A 24,326-nucleotide genomic window follows, 5' to 3' on the forward strand; every position below is an offset into this window, starting at 1 on the left:
GGCGAAGTGCAGCATGGACAATCCCGCGCGCGTGTCCATATGTGATGTCATGACCTATGACAGCGATATTCTGATCGTCGGCGGGGGCTTGAACGGCCCGGCGTTGGCGTTGGCCCTCGCGGGCAAGGGGTTCACCGTGAGCGTGGTGGACGCGGTTCCGGTGAAATTGCGCAAGAACGCCGGTTTTGACGGGCGGTCTTATGCTTTGGCGTTGGCGTCAAAGCGGTTGTTGGAGCGGATCGGCATTTGGGCGCGGGTGGCCGAAAAGAGCCAGCCGATGCATGAAATCAAGGCGTCCGACGGGCGCGCGGGGGCCGGAGCGGGGCCGTTTTTCCTGCATTTCGACAGTGCCGAGGTCGAAGACGGGCCGATGGGCTACATGCTGGAAGATCGCTTTTTGCGCCGCGCCTTCCTTGAGGCGATGGCCGAGGAAAAAGCGATTACGCAGATCGAGGGCCGGGTTGTGGCGCAGGACGCCGATGCCAGCGGCGTGACGCTTACGCTTGAAGGTGGCAAGACGTTGCGCGGGCGGTTGCTTGTCGGGTGTGACGGGCGTGCATCGGGCACCGCCGAGCGGGCCGGGATCAAGCGGTCGGGTTGGGATTACGGGCAAACGGCGTTGGTTTGCGCGATTGCGCATGACGCGCCGCACCACGGCATTGCGCATCAGTTTTTCATGGCGAACGGACCATTGGCGATTTTGCCGTTGCCGGGCAATGTCTCGTCCATCGTTTGGTCAGAGAGTCATGAGAACGCGGCGGCCATCGCGGCGCTATCGGATGCGGATTACATGGAGGTATTGCGTCCGCGGTTTGGCGACTTTCTTGGGCCGATCACGCTTAAGGGCAAGCGCTTCAGCTATCCTTTGAGCCTGACGATAGCGAATGATTTTGTGACTGAGCGGCTGGCGTTGATCGGAGATGCGGCGCATGGGATGCATCCGATCGCCGGGCAGGGATTGAACGCGGGTCTACGCGATGTCGGCGCGTTGGTGGATGTGTTGAGCCATGCCGCCCGGCGCGGTGAGGATTTTGCCAGCCTGTTGGTTTTGCAGCGCTATGAGGAATGGCGGCGGTTTGATACGCAGACGCTTGCGATGGCGACCGACCTGACCAACAAGTTGTTTTCAAACGATAACCCGCTTTTGCGCGCGGCGCGTGGGTTGGGGATGGGCGCGGTGAATGCCATGCCCGGATTGCGCCGGACATTCCTGCGCGAGGCGGCTGGGCTTACCGGAGAGTTGCCGGAGTTGATGCAAGCGTAAAGCCGCGCCCGGCGGGGCGCGCCGCCTTAGGTGTCGAGTTTGCGGGCTTCGTCGACCAGCATGACCGGAATACCGTCGCGGATCGGATAGGCAAGGCCGGCGGGTTTGCTGATCAGTTCTTGCGCTGCGGCGTCATATTCGAGGACCGCTTGGGTTTGCGGACAGATCAGGGCTTCGAGCATATGTGGGTCGAAGGCGGGTGTTGTGTCGCTCATTGCATTAAATCCTCTCCGTCGCCGCCGTGCAGGGCGTATTCGATCAGGGTTATAAGAGTTTCGCGCCGGGTGGACAGTGAGGGCGCTTCGAGCAGGGCTTGTTTATCTTCCGGTTCGAATTCGAGCAGGATCGACAGGGAATTGACGAGCAATTCGTCCTCGGCGTCTTTGAGGGTTTCCCAATCGGTGTTGAGCCCTTTGGCGGCAAAAAACCGTTCGAGCAGCGCCATGAAGGCAGAGCGGTCGAAGGCCGGATCATGATCGGTTCCGCCGCGATCACGTTCGAACCCTTCCCAGCTTACGCGGGCGCGGCGATAGGGCGGGAAGCCTTCGATCTCTTCGAGGATGCGAAACCGCGAGATGCCCGACAGGGTAATCATATAGCGGCCATCTTCGGTTTCGGAGAATTGGGTGACGCGCCCGGCGCAGCCGATGGTCATGAGGCCGGTTCTGCCCTCGCGGCCGGGCACTTCGTTGGGTTGGATCATGCCAATCAACCGCTCGGGCGTTTTGAGCGTATCTTCCATCATGGCGAGATAGCGCGGTTCAAACAGGTGCAGCGGCAGACGCGAACGCGGCAAGAGGAGCGCGCCGGTCAGGGGGAACACCGGGATGACCTCGGGCAGGTCCATTTGAATGGTCATGGCGTGATGATAGCGCGAAAAGCCGGTTTAGACCAAGATCATTGACGCAAGTTTGCGACGACCCGCCAGAGCGATGGGGTCTTGGGGTTGCAGCGCCTCGAAGATGGTCAGCAATTGCGCCTTGGCCGCGCCATCGTTCCAGTCGCGGTCACGGCGGAACAGGTCGAGCAATTGATTGACTGCGCCCTCTACATCGCCAGAGGCATGCAGCGCCTGAGCGAGGTCAAAGCGGGCCTGATGATTGTTTTCATCGGCGTCAACCGCGGCCTGAAGTTCGCCGACCGGGCCAGCATCTGCGGCCTGACGGGCGAGATCGAGCTGTGCGTGGGCGGCTTCGAGTTCGGGTTTGTCGGTGATTTCGGCAGGCGCGCCGTTGAGGATGGCTTCGGCCTGATCGAGGTCGTCCATGGCGATATGGGCGCGGGCGAGGCCGCCATAGGCGGCGGCGTTGTCGGGCTCTTCCTCGAGAATGGCGGCGAAGGTTTGCGCGGCATCGGAGGCCGCGCCTTCGGCAAGCATTTCCTCGGCGGCGGCGACGGCTTCGGCGAGGCCTTCGTCCTCACCGGCGAGGGCGGCGGTTTTCTCGACAAAGGCGGCGACTTCGGAGGGCGGCAGGGCGCCTTGAAGCCATCAACCGGCTGGCCTTCGAAAAAGGCATAGACGGTGGGGATGGATTGCACGCGCATCTGGCCTGCGATCATCTGGTTTTCATCGACGTTGACCTTGGCCATGCGGACCTTGCCGCCAGCCTTTTGCACCGCTTCTTCCAGCGCGGGGCCGAGGGTTTTGCAGGGGCCGCACCACGGCGCCCAGAAATCGACGATGACCGGCACGGTTTGGCTGGCCTCGATGACATCGGTCATAAAGGTCGCTTCGGTCGCGTCAAAGACCAGATCGGCGGCGGCAGGAGCGGGTTGGGACAGGTTCAGATCGACCATGGTGGGTTCCTCGGACGGGGTGCGAATGTTCAATGCTTGCCCGTTAGATGAGGCATCAGGGCCGCTGTTGCAAGGGGAGCGGGGCGCCTTGGGGGGTGCAGCGGCGGTTTGGGCGGCGTTCAGAGATCGAAGCTGGCAAAGACCGGGGCGTGGTCAGAGGGTTTTTCCCAGCCGCGCGCGTCACGCAGGACGCGAGAGGAGTGACCGGCGTTGGAAATGTCGGACGTGGCCCAGATGTGATCAAGGCGGCGGCCCTTGTCCGCAACATCCCAGTCGCGGGCGCGATAGGACCACCACGAATAAAGCTGACCTTCGGGGATGTCCTGTCTCGTGATGTCGACCCAATCACCGGCGTCTTGGGTCTGGGCGAGGTGTTCGACCTCGATCGGGGTATGAGAGACCACCTTGAGCAGTTTTTTGTGCGACCAGACGTCATCCTCGCGCGGGGCGATGTTGAGATCGCCGACGAGGATGGATTTCTTTGGCTTCTCGGCGTGGAACCAGTCGCGCATCTCGGTCAGGTAGTCGAGCTTTTGGCCGAACTTCTCGTTTTTGTCGCGGTCGGGGATGTCGCCGCCAGCGGGGACGTAGAAATTGTGGAGCACCACGCCGTTTTCGAGCCGTCCAGCGATGTGGCGGGCATGGCCGAGGGCGGCGAAATCCTGATCTCCTGCCTCGACAATCGGGGTGCGCGACAGGATCGCGACGCCGTTGTAGCCCTTTTGGCCGCGGGCAACCATGTAGGGGTAGCCAAGGGCCGCGAAAGCGTCGAGCGGGATCTTGTCGACCGGGCTTTTGCATTCCTGAAGGCAAAGCACATCCGGGGCCTCTTCGGTGAGAAGGCGCGAGACGATGGGTTCGCGCAGGCGGACCGAGTTGATGTTCCAAGTGGCGAGGGTGAAGGGCATGGTCTCTCCTGTCGGCGCGATTTGGCGCACGCTAAGGCCAGACGGAGAAATGTGCCAGAGCGGATCAGAGATTAAGTGGCCTGAGCGAGCCGGGGGCTCTCTCAGGCCTTACCGAGGGGAAGCTTTTAATCTGGAACGTACTGAAGCGACTGCAAAACATTGTTTCGTGTCGCGGCACCATTTACACTGTAAACTGTAAAACTACTCGGTGATCCTAAAAAAATATGAATGAGGTTCAAATCAAAACGGATTGTCATGAAGCGCGGGTGATTGCCACGAATGGGCATGTTTTTCTCCTTAAGGTTGAGGAGGTCAAGGCTGTCCTCCTCTCACGACGGTTTGCGGTCGCCATCTTTTTGTTCTGTACGACGATTGCGATTGTCGACCCTGTGCTGTTTTCGGGCGAGGTGTTTTTCCCATGGCGAGCGTTGTTCTGGAACGTCAGCGGCTGGGTTGTGGTTGGCATCTGGTACGGGTTGTTCAGAGCGTTTGCGAGGTTCGGCGGGCCAATTGGAAAGTCGATACCGCTTCCGTCGGCGTTGATGATCGTGGGCACGATTTTCGTGCAGCTGCATTTCAATTATTGGGTTGCCGGTTTGGTCATGGGTGATCCGGATCTATGGGTTGGATCGCTGTACTGGGATGTCATCCGGTATTCGGTGGTTGCGATTTTGTTCGAAACGGCGGTGGCGTCTTTGCTGTTGCCCTCGCTTCTCTATCGGGTGCGACGCTCGGCGAGGGGCGCGGGGGCGAAGAAAAACCGCAGGAAACAGGCACGTCACAGCCGGCAGAAGAGCCGTCGCCAGAGCCGCTTAGCGTCAATGTGAATGGGCGCAAACGGCCATTGGAGGATGTTCTCTATCTCAAATCCGCGGAGCATTATGTGGAGGTGGTGTTGCACGATGCGCGCGAGTTGGTGCGCACCAGCCTGAAGGATTTGATCGAGGAGTTTTCGCACGAACACGGGGTGCAGCCGCACCGGTCATATTGGGTGTCGCGGGATGCGATTGTGGGATTGAACCGGATCAAAGGGGCGCAGTTTTTGGTGCTGCGCAACGGTGAGGAAATTCCGGTGGCGCGGAGCAAGCGCGGTCATGTGTCGAACTGGGTTAAGAGCACTTTGCTGGATACGGCGTCTTGAAGCGGGCCCGACAAAAAAAGAGCCCGGGCAAGCCCGGGCCAAGTCCAACAGGGAGGTGCATGTGATAACCCGCACATGCAACGGGAACTTTTAACCGTATATGCACACACATGTTACATCTTTAATGTGGCGCAAATAAGTAGGGAATTCCATACATCCCATACGTGTGTGATTTTTACGCCATAAGCCTGTAGCCACCGGATTCTGTTACCAAAAGCCGGGCGTTCGAAGGGTCGGGTTCGATCTTTTGGCGCAGGCGATAGATGTGGGTTTCCAGCGTGTGGGTGGTGACACCGGCGTTATAGCCCCAGACCTCGTGCAGGAGGACATCGCGCGGGACGACGCCTTCGGAGGAGCGGTAGAGGAATTTCAGGATGTTGGTTTCTTTTTCCGTGAGGCGAATTTTCTTTTCGTCTTCGGTCAGCAGCATTTTGACAGCCGGTTTGAAGGTATACGGCCCAAGCGTGAAGACCGCGTCTTCGGATTGCTCATGCTGGCGCAATTGGGCGCGGATACGGGCGAGCAGGACGGGGAATTTGAACGGCTTGGTGACATAGTCGTTGGCGCCGGCATCAAGGCCGAGGATCGTGTCTGCGTCGCTGTCATGGCCGGTGAGCATAAGGATGGGGGATTTCACACCCTGTTTGCGCATCAGGCGGCACAGTTCGCGACCGTCAGTATCAGGCAGGCCAACGTCGAGGATAACGAGATCATAGATCGCTTCCTTGGCACGCAGCATGGCGTCGGCACCGTTGCCGGCTTCGAAGACGTCGAAGTCTTCGGTCATGACGAGCTGTTCGCTGAGCGCTTCGCGCAGGTCTTCGTCGTCATCGACAAGCAGTATCTTCTTGAGCTGTGCCATAGTGGTCGTTCCTCGCTTTGGTTGAGGAACAGATGAGGCGGCGGGGGTGTTTTCACAAGATATGCTGCAATTCTCTCACGGCCTCGTGTAAAGGGGGGTGGATATGTTTCAATATATGACACGAATGCGTATGTAGGCCCCATGAGTTTTGCACCGGATATTACAGAGACCCTTGCCCGTGCGCGGGCGGATTTGCGTATGGGCGTGCCCGTTGTGTTGCAGAATGCCGATGGCAAGGCGGTGTTGATGCTGGCGGCAGAGACGCTGGATGCGCAGCGGTTGGCCGATGTGCGCGCCTTGGGGGGCGCGCCGGTTCTGGCGATCACGGCGCGGCGGGCAGAGACGCTCAAGGCGCGGGCTTATGACGGGGATCTGGCGCGGATCGAGGTGCCGGGGGATGCGGGTCTGTCGTGGGTGTTGTCGGTTGCGGACCCGGCGGATGACCTGAAGGCGCCGATGAAGGGGCCGCTGCGGGCCGCGCGGGGCGGGGATGTGGCGATGCACCGCTTGGCGATCCGGCTGGCCAAGACGGCGCGGCTTTTGCCGGCGGCGATGATGCTTGAGATCAGCGAGCCGCTGCGATTTGCCGGGGAGCACAACCTGACCGTGGTCAGCGAGGCGCTGGCGGGGCCGATTTTGGCGGCCTCGGCAGAGTTGCATCCGGTGGTGGCGGCGCGGCTTCCTATTGCGGCGGCTGAGGCCGGGCGGCTGCATATCTATCGCCCGGAGGATGGTGGCGAAGAGCATTACGTGATCGAGATTGGTCGCCCGTCGCGCGATGCACCGGTTTTGGCGCGGCTGCATTCGGCGTGTTTCACCGGCGACGTTCTCGGCTCGCTTAAATGCGATTGCGGGCCGCAGTTGCGCGGCGCTTTGGCGCAGATGGGCCAAGAGGGCGCGGGGGTTCTGCTTTATCTCAACCAAGAGGGGCGCGGGATTGGTTTGGCCAACAAGATGCGGGCCTATTCGTTGCAGGATCAGGGGTTTGATACGGTCGAGGCCAACCACCGGCTGGGTTTCGAGGATGACGAGCGGGATTTCCGTATCGGCGCGCAGATCCTGAAGTCGATGGGCTTTGATTCGGTGCGATTGCTGACCAACAACCCGCGCAAGATTGCGATGATGGAGGCGCATGGCGTTGATGTTGTCGAGCGGGTGCCGCTTAAGGTGGGTGAGACGGAGTTTAACCGCGCCTACCTAGCCACTAAGGCAGAGAAATCGGGACATTTGTTTTGACGGGTAAGGTGGGGTTGCCCCCACATTACGGGGTGTCAAATTTGGTTTTGACACGGCGCGGCGTGCGCTTTGCCGGGCGCGTTATCTCCTGTGCGATCGGCAAGGGCGGCGTGCGGCGTGACAAGCGCGAGGGTGACGGGGCGACGCCGGTTGGGGTGCATCGGATCGTTGCGGTGCTTTACCGGCCCGACCGGGTGGCGCGGCCTTGTGCCTGGGCCAAGCCGATATTGCCGGGCGACTTGTGGTCGGATGCGAGCGGCGAGGCGCGCTATAACCAATTGGTGCGCGCGCCCTATGGGCATAGTCATGAGGCGATGCGGCGGGCCGATCCGCTCTATGACATTGTGTTGGTCACGGATTGGAACTGGCCCGTGGCAGAGGCCGGGAAAGGCTCGGCGATATTCCTGCATCAGTGGCGCAGGAAGGGGTATCCGACGGAAGGCTGCGTGGCAATCTCGCGGAGTGATCTGTGCTGGATCACCGCACGATTGACGCCAGAAGCGCGGTTGATTGTGCCGGATGGGATGGTTTGAGGTGAGGCGGCGCTGAGCCTGCCCACTGCCGTTAGCCTTGAGGCGGCACGCGCTCCCCAAAGATGGCGGAGCCGACGCGGATATGGGTGGCCCCAAGCGCGATGGCGCGTTCGAAATCGCCGCTCATCCCCATCGACAGGCCGGAGAGGCCGTTGCGCGCCGCGATCTTGGCGAGCAGGGCGAAATGCAGGCTTGGTTCTTCATCGGCTGGGGGATGCACATCAGGCCCTCAACCGGCAGGTCCATGGCAATGCATTCGGCGATGAACGCATCGGCCTCGGCGGGCAGGATGCCAGCTTTTTGCGGTTCCTCACCAGTGTTCACCTGAATGAAGAGAGCGGGGCAGTTGCCTTCTTCCTGAGCGACGCGGGCAATGGTTTTGGCGAGTTTCGGGCGGTCGAGCGAGTGAATCGCGCTGAATAGCTCAAAAGCCTGCCGGGTTTTGTTGGTTTGCAGCGGGCCGATCAGGTGGACCTGTGTATCGGGGAAGGTTTCGCGGAACGCAGGCCATTTTCCGGCGGCTTCTTGCACGCGGTTTTCACCAAAGAGGCGGTGGCCTTGGTCCAGCACGGCGCGGGTGCGTTCATTGGGTTGAACCTTGGACACGGCGATGAGGTTTACCGAGCCGGCTGTGCGGTTGGCGTCGGCTTCTGCCTTGGCGATGCGGGTGCGAATTTCGGTCAGTGACATGCTTGGCCCATTGGTGGTGGTTGGAGTGATGGTCGGGCAGAGAGAACATCATCACGCGGCAAAAGAAAAGGGCAGGTCCGAAGACCTGCCCTTCCCTATTAGGTCGTTCAGCTTCGATTAGAAGTTGAAGCGGATACCCAGGTCGTAGGAGGTAACGCCACCGGTACCGGTGGTGTCGTCACGCTCTACACCAGCTTCGAGCGATGCGCCGCCACCGAGGCTGTGCGAAACGCCCAGACCGTAGGTTTCGCCGCCAGCTGCGCCATCTTCCGAAGTGATGAATACGTCAACGCGGGTTGCTGCGCCAACTTCAACGTTTGCGGAGATGCCGAATTTGCCGATGCCGTCGTTGTCAGCATATGCAAGGCCGATGTTTGCCGGGCCGATTTTGCCGCCAACGGTCAGAACAACTTTGTCCTGAGCTGCAACGTTTGCATCTTGGTAACCCAGAGCAACGGTCCAGTCGTTGAATTTGTACGACAGAACAAGAGCTGTACGCTCAGTTGCGCCAGTACCGGAGTGCGACAGGTGACCACCGAAGTCGCCAACCGAGTATTTCACTTCAACGCCGTTACGTGCAGCTGCGCCGGCACCGCCGGACGAGTATGCATCCCAGCCCCAGTAACCTTTACCTTGGGTGTTGGTTACGAGGTTCGAGAACGTGTGACCCGAGAGGCCAACGCCAGCCGACTGAGTCGACATGTACAGGCCGGGCATCCATTCGATGGCGCCCTGGATGTTACCTACACCCAGCTCAAAACCGCCAGCTTTTGCGTAGAAGCGAGCTGCGTTGAAGGTGTTGATGGTGCCTGCACCGTTGAACGATGTCGCTTGGTAACGCAGACGCGCACCGAACTCGAGACCGTTGTCGGCTTCGGTCGACATATCGATTTGGAGGCGAATACGCGAGTAAATGCCCGATGTTGTGCCATTGTCCATGGCACCGAAACGGCCGTAGCCGCTGAACGACACGTCAGCTGCGGCGACACTTGCAGTGGCGACGAGAGCGGTCGTTGCGAAGAGAATCTTTTTCATTTGTTTTCCCTCGGTTTTCCAGTCATGCGCCCAAACGGGGAATCCGATTTGGGTATAGGCAACTCTCTCGCTCCAAACGGGGGGTCAATGCAAGTGTCGGGCAAAGGCGTTTTCCATTGGGGGCGAAATTGGTGCAGCAAAGTCACAGTTTCGGTGGGCCCCTGAGGAAACACGCGGAAACTGGCCGAAAACGGGGCGATGTCAACGCCTGTGAGCGCGACTCTATAAGGAGAGGGCGCAGAGGCGGTGGTGGCGCGATAAATCCTTGCCCCTGCGGCGGGGCTTGGGTAGGAGGGTATTCAGACGGGCAGGATCGGGGCAATAAAACCATGCAAACCTTGAACGCTTTCAAACTTCTGGCAGCTGCGCTGGTTGCATTTTCGCTGGCATCTTGCGGTGGCGGCGGTGCTGGATCGCTTGGCAATGTCGGGTTTGGCGGCGCGCGTGATGCGGTGAATACGCAGGACGACGTCGGTGAGCCAATCATCGAGGGGCGTCAGGGGATGAGCCAAGTTGGCCAGACCTCGATCTTTGATCTGTTCAAGCGCAAGGATACCGGCACCACGGTTAAGGTGAACCGTTACCTTTGGAATGCCTCTCTTGATGTGCTGAACTTCTTGCCAGTGCAGAGCATTGATCCGTTCACGGGTGTGATTGTCATGGGCTATGGTCGCCCGCCGGGTGGCGGACGTGCGTATCGCGCGACAGTTTACATCAAGGATCCGGCTTTGGATGCGCGATCGCTCAACGTGGCGATTGCGACGCGGGGTGGTCCGGTGGCTGCGGGGACGCAGCGGGCCGTTGAGGATGCGATTCTGAACCGGGCGCGTCAGTTGCGGATCAACGACAAGAAATTCTGATGTCGGGTGGTGGGCAGTATGCCCACCCTACGCGTTGCGCCCTAAATGCAGGGTGAGTCCATTGTGCTGGGCTCCATTGCCGCGAGATCATGCACCCATTTGAGTTGCGCCGGAAGGCAGATGCGTTTGAGGTCGTAGTTGGCGACCACATGTTCGCGGGCGGCCTTGCCCAGACGGGCGCGTTCGTCGGGGTCATCGAGCAGGGCGCAGGTTTCGTCGACCAGCGCATCGCCATCAAAGAAATCAACCAGACGCCCGGTTTCGCCGTGGGTGACCAGCTCGCGCACCGGATCGGTGCTGGAGGCGACGATAGCGCCTTGAACGCTCATGGTTTCAAACAGCGACCAAGAGAGCACGAACGGGTAGGTCAGATAGAGGTGCACGCGGCTGACCTGTAGAAGCGACACGAATTGGTCATAGGGGATGCGGCCGAGGTAGTGCACGCGCGCCCAGTCGGCATCGGGGATCGAACCGCGGACCTCGTCGATGAAGATTTGCTTCCACGTTTTGCCTTGGGGCGGGCGGGCGCCATAGCTGACCTCATCCCCGCCGACGATCAGCACGCGGGCGTTGGGCCGTTCGCGCAGGAGCCGGGGCAGGGCGCGCATAAAGATGTGATAGCCGCGATAGGGTTCGAGGTTGCGATTGACGAAGGTGATGATCTCGTCGTCGCGCGTCAGGGTCGGGCCGTCTTTGAGAGAGAGCGAGGCCGCAGGGTTGGGCACCAGCATGTCGGTGTCGATCCCGTCGAAGGCGACGGTGATGCGGTCACGGAAGCTGTTGGGGAAGGTGTCGGCCTGAAACTTGGTTGGGCTGAGACCGGCGTCGCCCATGGCGAAGCTGAGGTGGTTGTTGAGGTTCTTCATCCGCAGGCGCAGCGGTTCTGTCGCGCTGATCTCGGGTTGGAATTCGGGGTCGAAGCCGGTGTGGGGATAAGCCGCCTGATGATAAAGCTCGCAATAGAGGCCGATGCGGGCATCGGGCCAAACATCTTTGAGAAACAGCGATTCGCCCCAGCCGGGGTGGGCAACGATGACATCGGGGGTGAAGCCTGCCTTGGCCAGTTTGGTGGCGGCGTTGAAGCAGGCCTCGGCGCGGGTGACTTTGGTGTCGAGGTCAACCACCCAAGGGTGCAGCGCCTGTCCGCTCTGGCGGGTGATCTTGTAGGGCAGCATTTGCACGCCCTTCCATTTGGCCGGTTTGTCGACGCGCAGGGTGAGGGTGATGACCTGATGCCCCTGAGCGACGAGGGCGGGCGCGAGATGTTTGAACTGGCCCGGGAAATTCTGGTGGATAAAGAGGATTTTCATGAAATGTGTGTGCCCGATAATGATGCTGTTATGGGTGGTGGTCATGGTGCAGGCGACTGCTTTGCCGTCCGTTATAGCGTGAATAAACGGCTTGCACAGTGGGGGCGGGGTGCAAACGCTCTGGACCATCAGCCTTATGCGCCCTATCACCCGATGCGACAGATCATTGAAGACCGATACAGGACAAGGGCCCGCACCGATGAGCCGCTATACCCCCGCAGAAATCGAACGCAAATGGCAGGAGGCCTGGGATAAGGCCGGGATTTTCCGCGCCACGAGGTCAGACGACAAGCCGAAGTATTATGTGCTGGAGATGTTTCCCTATCCATCCGGGCGCATCCACATCGGGCATGTGCGCAACTACACGATGGGCGACGTGATCGCGCGGTACAAGATTTCGACTGGGCATAACGTGCTGCACCCGATGGGGTTTGACGCATTCGGGATGCCAGCCGAGAACGCGGCGATGGCGATTGGGGGCCACCCGAAAGAGTGGACCTATTCCAACATCGACACGATGGTCGAACAGATGAAGCCTTTGGGCTTTGGTCTTGATTGGGAGCGGATGTTTGCGACCTGTGATCCGGAGTATTACGGGCAGCAGCAGGCGCTGTTCCTTGATTTCATGGAAAAGGGTCTGGTCTATCGCAAGAACGCGGTTGTGAACTGGGACCCGGTGGACATGACCGTTCTGGCCAACGAGCAGGTGATCGACGGCAAGGGCTGGCGGTCGGGGGCCGAGGTTGAGCGGCGCGAGTTGACCCAGTGGTTTGGCAAGATCAGCGATTTCAGCGAGGAGTTGCTTGAGGCGCTGGACGGACTTGAGAACTGGCCCGCCAAGGTGCGGCTGATGCAGGAGAACTGGATCGGGAAATCGCGCGGTTTGCAGTTTGCGTTCGAGCGGACCGATGGCGGCGAGATCGAGGTTTACACCACGCGGCCCGATACGTTGATGGGCGCGTCATTCGTCGGGATTTCGCCGGATCATCCGCTGGCCAAGGAAGTCGAGGCGCGCGACCCGGAAGCGGCGAAGGCAATTGCCGCGATGCGCAAGGGCGGCACCACGGAAGAGGCGATCGAGAAGGCCGAGAAGCTGGGCTTCGACACCGGGTTGAAGGTGAAGCATCCGCTGGACCCGAATTGGGAATTGCCGGTGTGGATCGCGAATTTCATTCTGATGGATTATGGCACCGGCGCGATTTTCGCCTGTCCGGCGCATGACCAGCGCGACTTGGATTTCTGCCGCAAGTATGACCTGCCGGTGATCGACACGTTCTTTGCGCTGAACGATCCGAAGCCGGTTGAACGCGAGGCCTTTGTGCCGCCGAAAACCGACAAGGTGAAATGGGTGAACCATTTTGCCGGTTTGGACGAGGCAACGGGCGACGAGGCCGTCAATGCGACGATTGATTTCGTCGAGAAGGCGGGCTGGGGCACCGGCGTAACCAAGTATCGCCTGCGCGATTGGGGTTTGAGCCGTCAGCGCTATTGGGGCTGTCCGATTCCGGTGGTGCATTGCGACGCCTGTGGCGTGGTGCCCGAGAAGAAAGAGAACCTGCCGATTGTGCTGCCGGATGATGTCAGCTTTGACGTGCCGGGCAATCCGCTGGACCGGCACCCGACGTGGCGCAACTGCAAGTGTCCGTCCTGTGGCGCGGATGCGCTGCGTGAGACCGACACGATGGACACGTTTGTCGATTCAAGCTGGTATTTCGCGCGGTTCACGGCACCGCGGGCCAAGACGCCAACCGATCCGGACGAGGCCGGATACTGGATGAATGTGGACCAGTATATCGGCGGGATCGAGCACGCGATTTTGCACCTGCTGTATTCGCGGTTCTTTGCGCGGGCGATGCACATTTGCGGACATCTGCCGGAAAGCGCGATTGAGCCGTTTGATGCGCTGTTCACCCAAGGGATGGTGACGCATGCGATCTTCCAGACCAAGGGCGCGGATGGGCGGCCTGTTTACCACTATCCCGAAGAGGTCGAGCTGCGCGATGGTGGTGGCTTCCTCAAAGACGGAACAGCGGTGGAGATTATTCCATCGGCCAAGATGTCGAAATCGAAGAACAACGTGGTTGATCCGGTCAATATCATCAGCGAATTCGGGGCCGATACGGCGCGGTGGTTTGTGCTGTCTGATTCCCCGCCCGAGCGGGATGTGGAGTGGACAGCAGCGGGCGCGGAAGCGTCGGCAAAGCACCTTGCGCGGGTTTACCGCTTGGCGGCAGAGCTGGACAAGGCCGAGGCGGGCGAGGCAGGGGCCGATGAGGCGCTGGCCAAGGAGATGCACAAGACCATTCATGATGTGACCATGGGGGTTGAGAGCTTTGGCTTTAACGCGGCGATTGCCAAGCTTTATGCCTTTACCAACACGATTGCCAAATCCAAGGCCGGCGCAGATGCCAAGCGCGAGGCGATCAAGGTTCTGGCGCAGTTGATGAGCCCGATGACGCCGCATCTGGCGGAAGAGGTCTGGTCGATGCTGGGCGGTGAGGGGCTGATTGCTGCCGCGCCTTGGCCCAAGGCGGATGAGGCGATGTTGGTGGATGACACCGTGACGCTGCCCATTCAGGTCAACGGCAAGCGCCGTGCGGAAATCAGCGTGCCCAAAGATATGGACAAGGCCGAGGTTGAAAAGATCGCGCTGGCGACGGATGCTGTGCAAAAGGCGCTGGATGGCAACGCGCCGAAGAAGGTGATCGTTGTGCCGGGGCGGATTGTGAATGTTGTTGTCTGATAGACGGGCTTTTCTGCGAGGGATGCTGGCGCTGCCTATGGCGGTTGCTTTGGTCGGTTGCGGGTTTAGCCCGGCCTATGCGCCGGGGGCGGCGGCGACCAAGCTGTTGGGGTCGATTTCCGTTGATGAGCCGGTGGACCGGGACAGTTACCTTTTAGTGCAACAGTTGGAGCATCGGCTTGGGCGGTCCGCTGTGCCGCGCTATGGTCTTTCGCTTGCTCTTGAGGTCAAGGACGAGCGGATGGCGGTGGATGCGACCAGCATCACCACGCGGTTCAACGTGATCGGCAAGGCGACGTTTGCGTTGCGCGATCTGGCGGATGGCAAGGTTTTGCAGACCGGCACCGTTGATAGTTTTACCGGATATTCCGCCACCGGCACGACCGTGGCAACACGGGCGACGGAGCGTGATGCGCGCGAGCGGCTGATGACCATTCTGGCGGATCAGATCACCACGCGGTTGATCGCGCGGGCCGGGGATTTGCCGGAATGAAGCTTTCTGGGCGCGAGGCGGTTGGATATTTTGCCAAGCCGGATCCCAAGCGCACCGGATTGTTGATCTATGGTGGCGACGCGATGCGCGTGGCGATTCGCCGACAGGATGTGATTGCCGCGTTGATCGGCCCTAAGGGCGACGAGGAGATGCGGCTAGCCCGGATTGCGGGCGGTGATCTGCGCAAGGACCCGGCGGCGTTGTTGGATGCGATCAAGGCGCAGAGCTTTTTCCCCGGACCGAGGGTGGCGTTTGTCGAGGGCGCGAATGACAGTGCCGCGCCGGCGATTATTGCCGCGCTTGCGGAGTGGGCCGAGGGCGATGCGCAGGTGATCGTCACGGCAGGTGCGCTGAAGGCGTCATCGAAGCTGCGCAAGGCGTTTGAGGGGCATAGCAACGCCTATGCCGTGGGGATTTACGATGACCCACCCAGCCGGGCCGAGATCGAAGCGGAGCTTGGCAAGGCCGGGGTTGGCGCGGTGTCCAACGAGGCGATGACCGCGCTGAGCAATTTGAGCCGTGAGTTGGGGCCGGGGGATCTACGGCAGGTTATCGAGAAGCTGGGGCTTTATAAGCTGGGCGATGATACGCCGGTTATCCCCGCGGATGTGAGTGCTGTTGCGCCTAGTTCAACCGAGGCGGATCTGGATGATGTGTTGAACATCGTTGCCGAGGGGCGGCAGGGCGAGATCGGCCCGGTGATGCGCAAGCTGGAAGCGCAGGGGGTGAACGCCGTGACCCTGTGCATCGGGGCGATGCGGCATTTCAAGACGCTTTATGCGGTGGCGAGTGACCCCGGTGGGGCAGCGCAGGGTATCGGGCGTCTACGTCCGCCAATTTTCGGGCAGCGCCGGGACCGGGTGTTGAAACAGGCGCAGGGCTGGGGGGCTTACAAGCTTGAGACCGCGTTGTCGTTGCTTTTGGATGTGGATTTGCAACTGCGCAGCGCCGGACAGAAGGCGCCAGCGATGGCCGTGGTTGAGCGGAGCCTGATCCGGCTGGCGATGCTGGGGCAGAGGCGGTGAGATAACGGGCGACAGGCGCGGGAAAGCGGGCTGTTGCCGGGGCAGATATAACAAGCGGGGTCGATCGCATGACATGGCGATCGGCACGCGATCCGAACAGGGAGAGAGCGGATGTATGAAGTGATTGGCAAGACGCCGAGCCGAGCGACGCGGGTGATTTGGATGCTGGAAGAGATCGGCGCGCCATATACCCACACCAAGGAGAAGGCGCATTCCGATTTGGTAACGTCGCTTAACCCAAGCGGGAAGATTCCGTTGTTGCGGGATGGTGATGACGTGATCAGCGATTCGACCGCGATCATGAGCTATCTTGGCGACAAGCACGGCAAGCTGACCTATGCCGCCGGAACCGTGAAGCGCGGGCAGCAGGACGCCATGACGCAACGCATTCTGGACGAGGTGGATTCGATCCTGTGGATGGCGATGCGCCATGCCGCGACCCTTCCTGAAGAGCATCGCGCGCCGGATGTGCAGCCGTCTTTGCGGTGGGAATTTGCCAAGAACATCAAAGTTTTGGCCGGGCAGTTCGAGGGGCCGTTTTTGATGGGCGACGAGGTGACGATCCCCGATCTTATCCTGACCAATTGTTTGAATTGGGGGCATGGCACCGGGTTCCCTGTCGAGCATGAGAACCTGTTGGCCTATGGCAAGGCGATGCGCGAGCGGGACGCGTATAAGCGGGTTATGGCAGCAGTCTGAGAGGCGAGAAATGGCCGTGCAATATTACGTTGTCGGGTCCGGCTCGATCGGGCGAAGGCATCATGGCAACCTGCAGGCGCTGGGGGCTGAGGCGCATTTGCTGGGCTGGCGCGGGCTGGATTTAGCCACGTTAGAGGCGTTGATCGGCGGGGCAGAAAGCGCGGCGGTGGTGATTGCCACAGCAACGCAGGTCCGGCTTGAGTTGATCGAGATATGCGGCCGCTTGGGTGTGCCATTCTTCGTGGAAAAGCCGCTGGCGTTTCGGATGGGCGAGTTGGAGCAGATTTACCGTGCTGCCGCGCCGGTGGCAGAGCGGTCGATGGTGGGCTTCATGATGCGCTATCACCCGGCGTTGCGGGCCTTGGTGCAAGAGCCGGTGGGCGGGGCCTATGGCTTTGCCCTTGAGATCGGGCATGATGTGCGCCAGTGGCGGCAGAATTGGTCGTTTGGCGAGAGTTACGCCGCCAAGAGCGAAGGCGGTGGCGTGCTTTTGGACCTGTGTCACGAGGTGGACATGGCGCATTGTCTGTTCCCCGAGGCCCGCGTGCAGGCAGTGGAGAGCATTGGCCATGCCGATTTTCCCGGCGTAGATTTTGCCACGCGCGTGACATTGGCACAGGGTGGCGGGCCGGTGGGCAGCGTGGCGATGGATTACCTTTCGCCAAAGAGCCTGCGCCGGATGTCGATCAGGGGCGCGATGCGGTGCTGGACCTTGATTGGCTGGAGCCGTCGTGGGTGCGGTCAGACGGAAGTGACGACAGCACGCGGCGCTGGGAGTTCGAGCGCAACGACATGTTTCTTGGGATCATGGGTGATTTCATGGCGCTGGTTGAAGGGCGCGCGGGGTCGGGCAACCCGTTGATGCCAAGATTTGACCGGGTTTACGACAGTTGCGCATTGATCGCGCAGGCGTGGGAGGCACGCCGGTTCAACGGAACGATAGAGGGAGGGTTCGCATGATTATCGGGCATATCGGGGTGCGCAAGGGCTCAAAAGGCGTACCGGGCAAGAATTTTCGCGACCTGTTGGGCAAGCCGCTGATTGATTGGTCGCTTGAGCAGTTGTTGGCGCATAAACGCGTGGATGCTGTGGTGGTGAGCACCGATGACGAGCGGATTTACGAGCACGCGGTCGCCAAGGGCTGTCTTGAGATGGGGCTGAGGCCCGATCATCTGGCCACGGACGGCGCGGGCAAGTGGGGTGTGTGGCAACATGCGCTTGAAGAGGCCGAAAAGTTGGCCGGGAAGGCGGAGGCGTTTCTGGACCTTGATTGCACATCGCCGCTGCGCGATCCGAGCGATATTGACGGGGCGTTAGACGCGTTTTTCACCGAACGCCCCGATATGATCATGTCCTGCACCGAGGCGCGCAAGAACCCCTATTTCAATTTGGTTGAACCGGATGAAAGCGGCGCATTGCATGTGTCAAAACCGCTGCCCGGTGGCGTGGTTGCACGCCAGCAAGCGCCGACCGTGTGGGAGCATGCGGCGTCAACCTATGTGGTTGATCCCGATTACCTTCGCCGTGCCGGAAGCCTGTTTGAGGGGCGGGTGTTGCCGTATCTTATGCCGCCGGAGCGGTGTCTGGATATCGACAGCGAGCTGGATTTCAAAATTGTCGAATGCCTTATGAAGGAGCGAGAGCATGGCTGATCAACTCAACGGAAGAACGGTGTTTATCACCGGATCGGGCGGTGTTTTAGGCTCGACCTATGTGCGACGGATGCTGGAGCAAGGGGCGAAGGTGGTGTCGACCGATTTGCCGGGGCAGCGGGCCGATGCCTTGGTCGAAGCGCATGGGGAAAACCCGGATTTCGCATTCTACGAGATGGATGTGGGTGACGAGGCAGCCGTTGAGGGGATCTTCAAGCGGGTGATGGCGGACGGGTGGATGCCCAACGTCGTTTTGAACAACGCGGCGATCACGGGCGAGATGCTGATGGGGAAGGGCAAGGGGTTTCCCGATTTTGCCGACACCACGGTCGAGGATTTTGAAAAGACTCTGCACACCAACCTGACCGGCGCCTTCATGGTGGCGCGGCAGATGGACCGCGATATTGTGGGCAAATACCCTGCAACGCTGGTTAATGTGGCGTCGATGTATGCGTTGAATGGCGCGCATCATCCCATTTACGACGGCATGCCGTTCAAGAATTTCAGTGCTTATGGTGTAACGAAGGCAGGCATTCACGGGTTGACCGTGTGGCTGGCCGGGTATTGGGCCGGACGGCAGGCGACGGTGAACACGATCGCACCGGGGGCGGTGTTTAACGGCCATTCGGAAGAGTTTCAGCGCCGGGTCAGCGAGTTGATCATGGCCGGGCGCATGGCCAAGCCGGACGAGATTGCCGATGTGATGCTGTTTTTGGCCAGCGAGCAGTCGGGCTATATGACCGGGCAGCTGGTCAATGTGGATGGCGGGTTTTCGGCGTGGTGATGTAGGGGGTGCGTGCAAACACCCAGCCTATGACCAGCTATCGAGGGCTTTGAGGGTTTTATCGACGGCGCCTGTGTGGGCGGCGAGGAATGCGTCGATTTTGGCGCGGTCGGGTGTGTTGGGGGCCATCAGCGCCTGAGGCAGATTTTGGGCGCTGACCTGTTGCGCTAAGCCTGCGGCGATAGCCTCAACCGCGGGGTATTCGATTGTCCAGATTTCGGGGCCGACGAGGGTAGGTTTGCCGAGGGCCAGCGGTTCGATGATGTTGTGCGACCCCGCAGGGTTGAAACCGCCGCCCGTGACTGCGGTATCGCATAGGGCAAGGTAGAAATACATCTCGCCCAGGCTGTCACCGAAGAGAATGTCGATATCGGGCGCGCTGGTGAGGGTCAGATTTTTGTCGAGTATATCGCTTCGGCGCGCAGCGGAGAGGCCGGCGTCGGCGATCATTTGAGCGACGGTATCAAAGCGGGCCGGAGAGCGCGGGACATAGACGAAAAACGGTTTGTCGCGGCTTTGGGCGAGGGTGGTTTTGATTGCATCAATGAAAAGCGTGTCTTCGGCTTCGACCACCGAGGCGAGGGTGATAACGCGGCGGGTTTTGGCCAAGGCGGGGCGCACGGTGGTTGCGGCAGAGATATGCGCAGGCGGGATGGGTTGTTCAAAGCGCATTTCGCCGGTGATGGCGATGTTGGGTTGACCGAGCGTGCGAAAGCGTTCGGCCTGAAGCGTGGATTTGACCATAACGCCCGCAAAGCCTGGTGCGAGATTGGCCGGGGAGAGAAAGCGGTTGCGGTCACGCTCATAGCTTTTGACCGGATATTGCCCGTTGCAGAGATAGAGCGGCACACCTGCGCGACGCGAGGCTGTGATCATACCGGGCCAGAATTCAACCTCCATCACCAGACCCAGACGTGGCCGGAAGGCGCGAAAAAACCGGCGGAAGGCGAGGCCGTAGTCGAAGGGGACATAGGCGGTTGAAAGCATGCCAGCGGTGATGTCGGCGGCAAAGATACGCTCGGCCTCGGCGAGGCCGGCGGGGGTGAAATGTGTGGTGACGACGTGGTCGCCACGCGCGAGCAAGGCGCGGATGAGCGGCACGGCGGAGCGGAGTTCGCCGATCGAGACGGCGTGGACCCAGACATGCGGTGTTGAGCGTTTGGCGTGAAAGCCAAACCGCTGAGCGATGCGTTGGCGATAGAGCGGTTCGCGGCGGCCACGCAGCAGCAGGTAGCCAAGGATCACCGGCATCAGCACCAGCCACGCCAACCGCCAGACCACGAGGAACGCGCGGAGCTTTAGCGGGGGAGACCAAGGTGGGATCGCGGGATTGGCCAAAGGCGGTGCCTGTTCAGATGAGATCTGTGAGCTTGTGGCACAGTTGGTCGATGCGGTCCATATGAGCATCAAGCAGAGCGGTGGCATTGGCGGTTTGGCCTACCAGCGCGGGATCGGTGAGAGCGGCGGCGAGCGTGTCCGGCTGGTCGGCCAGTTGCGCGGCATTGGCAGCGTCAAGCGCGGCGTAATCGGCGGCGAAATTGGCGGTGCGGGGCCCGTGCAGGATGGCGCAGCCGAGGCGGGCGGCCTCCCACGGGTTGTGGCCTTCGGTGTCGTTCATGGTGCCGCCAATAAACGCGGCGTGGGCAAGGCGATAGAACAGGCCAAGTTCGCCAAAGGTATCGGCGAGGTAGATTTGGGTTTCGCTGGTGATCGGCTCGTTTGTGCTGTGCCGGGCCGTGGTGAGGTCCGCGGATTGCAGGGTGGTGAGGATGTCAGCCGCGCGCTCCGGCAGGCGGGGGACGAGGACAAGGAGCGCGTCGGGCCGGGTTTGGAGCAGCGTGGCGTGGGCGGCGATGCAGAGGGCTTCGTCCTCGGGGTGGGTCGAGGCGGCGAGCCAGACCGGGCGGGCGTTTAGCGTGTCCATCAGGGCGGCACGGTCGGCGGGCGCGTCGGTGAGGGCGGGCGAGGCAGGTTTGAGCGAGCCATGGGTTTGCACCATGGGCGCACCGAGAGTGGCGAGGTGATCGGCGGTTTTGGCATCCTGAGCGGAGATCAGGGCAAAGCGGGGCAGGATATCGCGATAGAGCGCGGCGCCACGGGCGCGCCGCTCAAACGCCGCGTCATTCATGCGGGCGTTGACGAGGGCGAGGGGAATAGCAGCCCGGTCAGTGCGATAGACGAGGCCCGGCCAAAGCTCTTGCTCGGCCCAGATGGAGAGGTCGGGTTGCCAATGGGCAAGGAACCGGCGGGCCGGGCCGGGGGCGTCGAGCGGGGCGAACTGGTGAATGGTATTGGGCGGCAGGTTGCGGGTGAACACCTCGGCGGAGGCGCGGGTGGAGGAGGTGACGAGGAAATTGAGGCCCTTCGTTTGAGCCTGCATCCGCGCGATCAGGCCACGCAGGGCGAGGGCCTCTCCCAAGCCGACGGCATGCATCCAGATCAGCTGCCCATCGGGGCGTGCAGCAGAGGGGTGACCGAGCTTTTCACGCCAGCGGGTTGGGTGTTCTTTGCCACGTTTGAGGCGCTTTTTCAGGTGCCTGGGCAAGAGCGGTTGCAAGAGCCAACTCAGAGCCAGCCAGCCGCGCAGGGCAAGGCCAGCTGGCCTAGCCATAATCGTGAAATTCCTTTTGCAGGCTGCGCGACCAGAAGGCGGGGTCGGCCAGCACTTCGACAAACCGCGCGGCGGCGTTGCCTTCGCCAAAGGCGGCGTCGGGAGCGTGGCGCTGGCCCCACTCGCGGGTCAGGAAATCGGTGATGGTGGCTGTGTCAGATGCCTTGCAGAAGGTGATCGACGCGCCGGTGGAGCGGTTGTTTTGCCGCGTGCCGATGTCGAGCGAGGGGATGCCGAGGAAGGGCGCTTCGCGCACGCCCGCGCTGGAATTCCCGACGATACAGGCGGCGTGTTTCATGGCTTCGGAGAAATGGGCGAAGCGCATTGAGGGAATGGCGCGGAAGCGGTCTTTGGGCAGGGCGTTGATGGCCGCGAGGATGTCTTCGGAGCCGGGGTCATTGTTGGGCAGGATCACCACGAAATTGCGCCCTGATGCCTCGAGTGCGGAGAACAGTGATTTCGCCTGTGCGCCCATGGTGTCGGCCTCGGATGTCACAGGGTGGAAGGTGCAAATGCCGAAATCGTCAAACGGGATGGCGTAATGGGCGCGCACCGCGTCGATGCTGACCCCGGAGGCTTGTGAGTGGAAATCAAGTTCGGGCGAGCCGATGGGATAGATCGAGTGTTCCGGTTCGCCCAACGCCATGACACGCCGTGCGGCGGCTTGGGATGAGACGAAGTGGCAATAGGCCAGCTTGGAATTGCAGTGGCGGAAGACTTCGTCGATTGTGCCGGAGACTTCGCCGCCTTCGATATGGGCGCAGCGGATGTAGTTGGTGGCGCAGACGAGCGCGCAGGCCAAGGCTTCGACCCGGTCACCATGCACGACGACAAGGTCGGGGCGGTGTTCGGCGATGAAATCGGAGAAGCCCAGCACGGTTTTCGCCAGCACCATGTCTTGCGGATCGCCAAGGCGTTGGTTGAGGAATTCATGCACGGTGACGCCGGGGGTGCGGTGGACTTCGATCTTGGTCAGCCCGTAGCGGTCGAGCATGTGCATGCCGGTGACAAAGATGCTGACGTCGTGGCCCGCGTCACGTGCAGCCAGCGCGAGGGGTTCGATCTTGCCGAAATCGGCGCGGGTGCCGGTGACGAAAAGGAGGCGTTTTTGCATCAATCCCTCGGGGTTGTGAACTGGGGATGGTATGGACAGAACCGGCGCAGATGTCTAGGTCGGCACTGATCAACCGGTGAAGGGCCTGTGAAAGATGCGAAAATTCCGCGACATGATTGCGCATCGCGTGGATACGCCTAAATCGCGGCTGGCGTCGGTGCTGTATACCGAGTTTGTCGACCACGCGGTCCTGCGCCATCTGTGGACCAACGAGGCCAGGATCGGCGAGGGGGTGACGCGCGCCAATCACCCCACATGGGCGCGGTTGAAGCGGTTCAAGAAGCGCGGCGGCAAGACGGTTTTGAGCCTGCGCGGGGCGTTGCATATGGCGCAGAACGTGCTGGAGGTGGATCAGTGCCGGCGGCTTGGGCTGAACCTCGTTACGATGTCGATGACATCGGGGCAACTGCCGGAAAAGGAAACCGTTCTTGAGCTGATCGACGTGCTGGCGCGGGCCGAGCGCCCGGTGTTGATGCATTGCAAGTCCGGGGCCGACCGCACCGGGATCGCCGCCGGGATTTACCTGTTGCATTTCGAGGGGGCCGCGCCCGAGGCGGCGGCCAAGCAGCTCACCTGGCGGCATGTGCACAACAAATTCTCGCACAAGGGCCAGTTGAAGCGGTTTTTCGAGCTTTATCAGCCGGCCTATGCCCAAGGGGTGCCGTTCATCGACTGGGTCAGGGACAGCTATGATCCGCGCGCCTGAGCGGGCGAAAAGACTGGCGAGGCGGGGGTGTTCTGCGTAAGACTGCCCGAGATTGGCAACAACAGCAGAATTGGCCCGGCATGAGCAGCGACAGAACCGTTATTTGCATGAAATGGGGCACGCTTTATTCGGCGGCCTATGTCAATGTGCTCTACCGAGCGTGCCGGGCGCATTTGACGGGGGTTTCCGGTTCGTATGCCTAACCGATGATCCGAGCGGGTTGCTGCCCGAGGTTGAGCATTTCCCGATCCCCGACATGGGGTTGTCCGAGTTCGATTGGAACAAGGGCGGCTGGGCCAAGCTGTCGGTGTTCAAGGAAGAGCTTTATGACATCAAAGGGCGCTGTTTGTTTGTTGATCTTGATAGCGTTGTGACTGGGCAGCTCGATGATCTGTTTGAGGCGCCGGGCGATGTGATCGTGATTGACTGTTCCGAGAACTGGCAGAACCCTGAGGCCAATGTGACGCCGTCCTCGATGACGTCGATCTTTGCCTTTACCGTGGGCCAGCATCCGGAGGTTTATGAGCGGTTCATGGCCGATCATCAGGGGATGGTGGGGAAATACCGGATTGAGCAGGTTTTCCTTCAGGGCGAGATCAACGAGGGCGGTTTGGCGTTCTGGCCGCGCGAGTGGTTTTGCAGTTTCAAATGGCATTTGCGGCGGCCTGCGCTGGTTGGGTTGTTGCGCGCGCCGATGGAAGCGCCAGACAATTGCCGCGTTATTGCGTTTCACGGCGATCCGCGCCCGATTGACCTTGTCCGGCCCGGTATCTGGGGGATTGGGCCGCATTGGGGACGGGGCCGGGTGCCGTGGGCTGTTGATTACTGGCGCAGGCATGGTGGCGACCCCGATAGGGACTAGG

At 60.9% G+C, this 24,326-nt stretch carries 24 protein-coding genes and 2 pseudogenes; 15 read left to right on the plus strand and 11 right to left on the minus strand.

The window, feature by feature from the left end; genetic code table 11:
• Positions 1 to 13: 13 nt before the first annotated feature.
• Entirely contained in the window at positions 14 to 1,264 is a 1,251-nt protein-coding gene (locus tag N4R57_21565; protein UYV37484.1) for a UbiH/UbiF/VisC/COQ6 family ubiquinone biosynthesis hydroxylase, read from the plus strand.
• Positions 1,265 to 1,290: 26 nt separating this feature from the next.
• On the opposite strand, the gene N4R57_21570 is transcribed toward N4R57_21565, so the two are convergent.
• The 4 genes and pseudogenes from N4R57_21570 to N4R57_21585 all read right to left on the minus strand — a co-directional run bounded on the left by N4R57_21570 (position 1,291) and on the right by N4R57_21585 (position 3,969).
• The gene (locus N4R57_21570) at positions 1,291 to 1,479 is read right to left on the minus strand and encodes a Trm112 family protein (protein UYV37485.1); all 189 of its coding nucleotides are present in this window, start codon (positions 1,477 to 1,479) and stop codon (positions 1,291 to 1,293) included.
• A complete protein-coding gene (locus N4R57_21575) occupies positions 1,476 to 2,123 on the minus strand; it encodes an LON peptidase substrate-binding domain-containing protein (protein UYV37486.1) in 648 nt (215 codons plus the stop codon). Before N4R57_21575 ends, N4R57_21570 begins: the two co-directional genes overlap by 4 nt.
• A 27-nt stretch (positions 2,124 to 2,150) precedes the next feature.
• Positions 2,151 to 3,061 (minus strand): annotated as a pseudogene (trxA, locus tag N4R57_21580) (thioredoxin).
• A gap of 119 nt (positions 3,062 to 3,180) precedes the next feature.
• Entirely contained in the window at positions 3,181 to 3,969 is a 789-nt protein-coding gene (locus N4R57_21585) for an exodeoxyribonuclease III (GenBank protein ID UYV37487.1), read from the minus strand.
• A 266-nt stretch (positions 3,970 to 4,235) separates the two neighbouring features.
• Between N4R57_21585 and N4R57_21590 the strand changes: the two genes are divergently transcribed.
• Both N4R57_21590 and N4R57_21595 read left to right on the plus strand, forming a co-directional pair.
• Positions 4,236 to 4,796: a hypothetical protein gene (locus N4R57_21590; GenBank protein ID UYV37488.1), complete on the plus strand. Its 561-nt coding sequence runs from the start codon at positions 4,236 to 4,238 to the stop codon at positions 4,794 to 4,796.
• The gene (locus tag N4R57_21595; protein UYV37489.1) at positions 4,793 to 5,110 is read left to right on the plus strand and encodes a LytTR family transcriptional regulator; all 318 of its coding nucleotides are present in this window, start codon (positions 4,793 to 4,795) and stop codon (positions 5,108 to 5,110) included. Before N4R57_21590 ends, N4R57_21595 begins: the two co-directional genes overlap by 4 nt.
• 175 nt (positions 5,111 to 5,285) lie before the next feature.
• Here N4R57_21595 and N4R57_21600 read toward each other — a convergent pair whose 3' ends face one another.
• Positions 5,286 to 5,972 (minus strand): response regulator transcription factor, encoded by a 687-nt coding sequence (locus N4R57_21600; protein ID UYV37490.1) that lies wholly within the window; start codon positions 5,970 to 5,972, stop codon positions 5,286 to 5,288.
• Between the two features lie 141 nt (positions 5,973 to 6,113).
• Between N4R57_21600 and ribA the strand changes: the two genes are divergently transcribed.
• Positions 6,114 to 7,208 carry a GTP cyclohydrolase II gene (gene ribA / locus N4R57_21605; protein ID UYV37491.1) on the plus strand — a complete coding sequence of 365 codons (1,095 nt, stop codon included), beginning with the start codon at positions 6,114 to 6,116 and terminating at the stop codon, positions 7,206 to 7,208.
• Between the two features lie 47 nt (positions 7,209 to 7,255).
• The gene (locus N4R57_21610) at positions 7,256 to 7,741 is read left to right on the plus strand and encodes a L,D-transpeptidase family protein (GenBank protein ID UYV39643.1); all 486 of its coding nucleotides are present in this window, start codon (positions 7,256 to 7,258) and stop codon (positions 7,739 to 7,741) included.
• Positions 7,742 to 7,772: 31 nt separating this feature from the next.
• Here the strand turns inward: N4R57_21610 and N4R57_21615 are convergent.
• Together N4R57_21615 and N4R57_21620 are read right to left on the minus strand one after the other, a co-directional pair.
• A pseudogene (locus tag N4R57_21615) lies at positions 7,773 to 8,431 on the minus strand (YggS family pyridoxal phosphate-dependent enzyme).
• A gap of 117 nt (positions 8,432 to 8,548) precedes the next feature.
• Complete coding sequence (locus N4R57_21620) at positions 8,549 to 9,466, minus strand: porin (protein ID UYV37492.1); 918 nt, start codon at positions 9,464 to 9,466, stop codon at positions 8,549 to 8,551.
• 329 nt (positions 9,467 to 9,795) lie between these two features.
• Here N4R57_21620 and N4R57_21625 point away from each other — a divergent pair, with 329 nt between their 5' ends.
• Positions 9,796 to 10,326: a DUF3576 domain-containing protein gene (locus tag N4R57_21625; GenBank protein UYV37493.1), complete on the plus strand. Its 531-nt coding sequence runs from the start codon at positions 9,796 to 9,798 to the stop codon at positions 10,324 to 10,326.
• Between the two features lie 41 nt (positions 10,327 to 10,367).
• Here N4R57_21625 and N4R57_21630 read toward each other — a convergent pair whose 3' ends face one another.
• Complete coding sequence (locus N4R57_21630) at positions 10,368 to 11,636, minus strand: glycosyltransferase family 4 protein (GenBank protein ID UYV39644.1); 1,269 nt, start codon at positions 11,634 to 11,636, stop codon at positions 10,368 to 10,370.
• 199 nt (positions 11,637 to 11,835) lie between these two features.
• On the opposite strand from N4R57_21630, the gene leuS reads away from it, so the two are divergent.
• The 7 genes from leuS (at position 11,836) to N4R57_21665 (ending at position 19,032) form a co-directional block, all read left to right on the plus strand.
• The gene (leuS, locus tag N4R57_21635) at positions 11,836 to 14,379 is read left to right on the plus strand and encodes a leucine--tRNA ligase (GenBank protein ID UYV37494.1); all 2,544 of its coding nucleotides are present in this window, start codon (positions 11,836 to 11,838) and stop codon (positions 14,377 to 14,379) included.
• Between the two features lie 37 nt (positions 14,380 to 14,416).
• Positions 14,417 to 14,872 (plus strand): LPS assembly lipoprotein LptE, encoded by a 456-nt coding sequence (lptE, locus tag N4R57_21640; protein ID UYV37495.1) that lies wholly within the window; start codon positions 14,417 to 14,419, stop codon positions 14,870 to 14,872.
• Entirely contained in the window at positions 14,869 to 15,897 is a 1,029-nt protein-coding gene (locus N4R57_21645) for a DNA polymerase III subunit delta (GenBank protein UYV37496.1), read from the plus strand. The genes lptE and N4R57_21645 overlap by 4 nt, the downstream gene beginning before the upstream one ends.
• 111 nt (positions 15,898 to 16,008) lie before the next feature.
• Positions 16,009 to 16,596, plus strand: a complete 588-nt coding sequence (locus N4R57_21650) for a glutathione S-transferase family protein (protein ID UYV37497.1) — start codon at positions 16,009 to 16,011, stop codon at positions 16,594 to 16,596.
• 10 nt (positions 16,597 to 16,606) lie between these two features.
• The gene (locus N4R57_21655; GenBank protein UYV37498.1) at positions 16,607 to 17,458 is read left to right on the plus strand and encodes a hypothetical protein; all 852 of its coding nucleotides are present in this window, start codon (positions 16,607 to 16,609) and stop codon (positions 17,456 to 17,458) included.
• A 94-nt stretch (positions 17,459 to 17,552) separates the two neighbouring features.
• Entirely contained in the window at positions 17,553 to 18,248 is a 696-nt protein-coding gene (locus tag N4R57_21660; GenBank protein UYV37499.1) for an acylneuraminate cytidylyltransferase family protein, read from the plus strand.
• A complete protein-coding gene (locus N4R57_21665) occupies positions 18,241 to 19,032 on the plus strand; it encodes an SDR family oxidoreductase (protein ID UYV37500.1) in 792 nt (263 codons plus the stop codon). The genes N4R57_21660 and N4R57_21665 overlap by 8 nt, the downstream gene beginning before the upstream one ends.
• A 27-nt stretch (positions 19,033 to 19,059) precedes the next feature.
• Here N4R57_21665 and N4R57_21670 read toward each other — a convergent pair whose 3' ends face one another.
• From N4R57_21670 to neuC, 3 genes are read right to left on the minus strand one after another with little or no spacing between them, the layout of a single operon-like run.
• Positions 19,060 to 20,370, minus strand: a complete 1,311-nt coding sequence (locus tag N4R57_21670) for a 3-deoxy-D-manno-octulosonic acid transferase (protein UYV37501.1) — start codon at positions 20,368 to 20,370, stop codon at positions 19,060 to 19,062.
• A gap of 13 nt (positions 20,371 to 20,383) precedes the next feature.
• Complete coding sequence (locus tag N4R57_21675) at positions 20,384 to 21,643, minus strand: 3-deoxy-D-manno-octulosonic acid transferase (GenBank protein UYV37502.1); 1,260 nt, start codon at positions 21,641 to 21,643, stop codon at positions 20,384 to 20,386.
• Entirely contained in the window at positions 21,636 to 22,757 is a 1,122-nt protein-coding gene (gene neuC / locus N4R57_21680; protein ID UYV37503.1) for a UDP-N-acetylglucosamine 2-epimerase, read from the minus strand. Before neuC ends, N4R57_21675 begins: the two co-directional genes overlap by 8 nt.
• A 94-nt stretch (positions 22,758 to 22,851) precedes the next feature.
• Here neuC and N4R57_21685 point away from each other — a divergent pair, with 94 nt between their 5' ends.
• Positions 22,852 to 23,463 (plus strand): tyrosine-protein phosphatase, encoded by a 612-nt coding sequence (locus tag N4R57_21685; GenBank protein ID UYV37504.1) that lies wholly within the window; start codon positions 22,852 to 22,854, stop codon positions 23,461 to 23,463.
• A gap of 160 nt (positions 23,464 to 23,623) precedes the next feature.
• The gene (locus tag N4R57_21690) at positions 23,624 to 24,325 is read left to right on the plus strand and encodes a hypothetical protein (GenBank protein UYV37505.1); all 702 of its coding nucleotides are present in this window, start codon (positions 23,624 to 23,626) and stop codon (positions 24,323 to 24,325) included.
• Position 24,326 lies beyond the last annotated feature (1 nt).

The organism is Rhodobacteraceae bacterium D3-12 (genome assembly GCA_025916135.1).
Taxonomy (GTDB): domain Bacteria; phylum Pseudomonadota; class Alphaproteobacteria; order Rhodobacterales; family Rhodobacteraceae; genus JAKGBX01.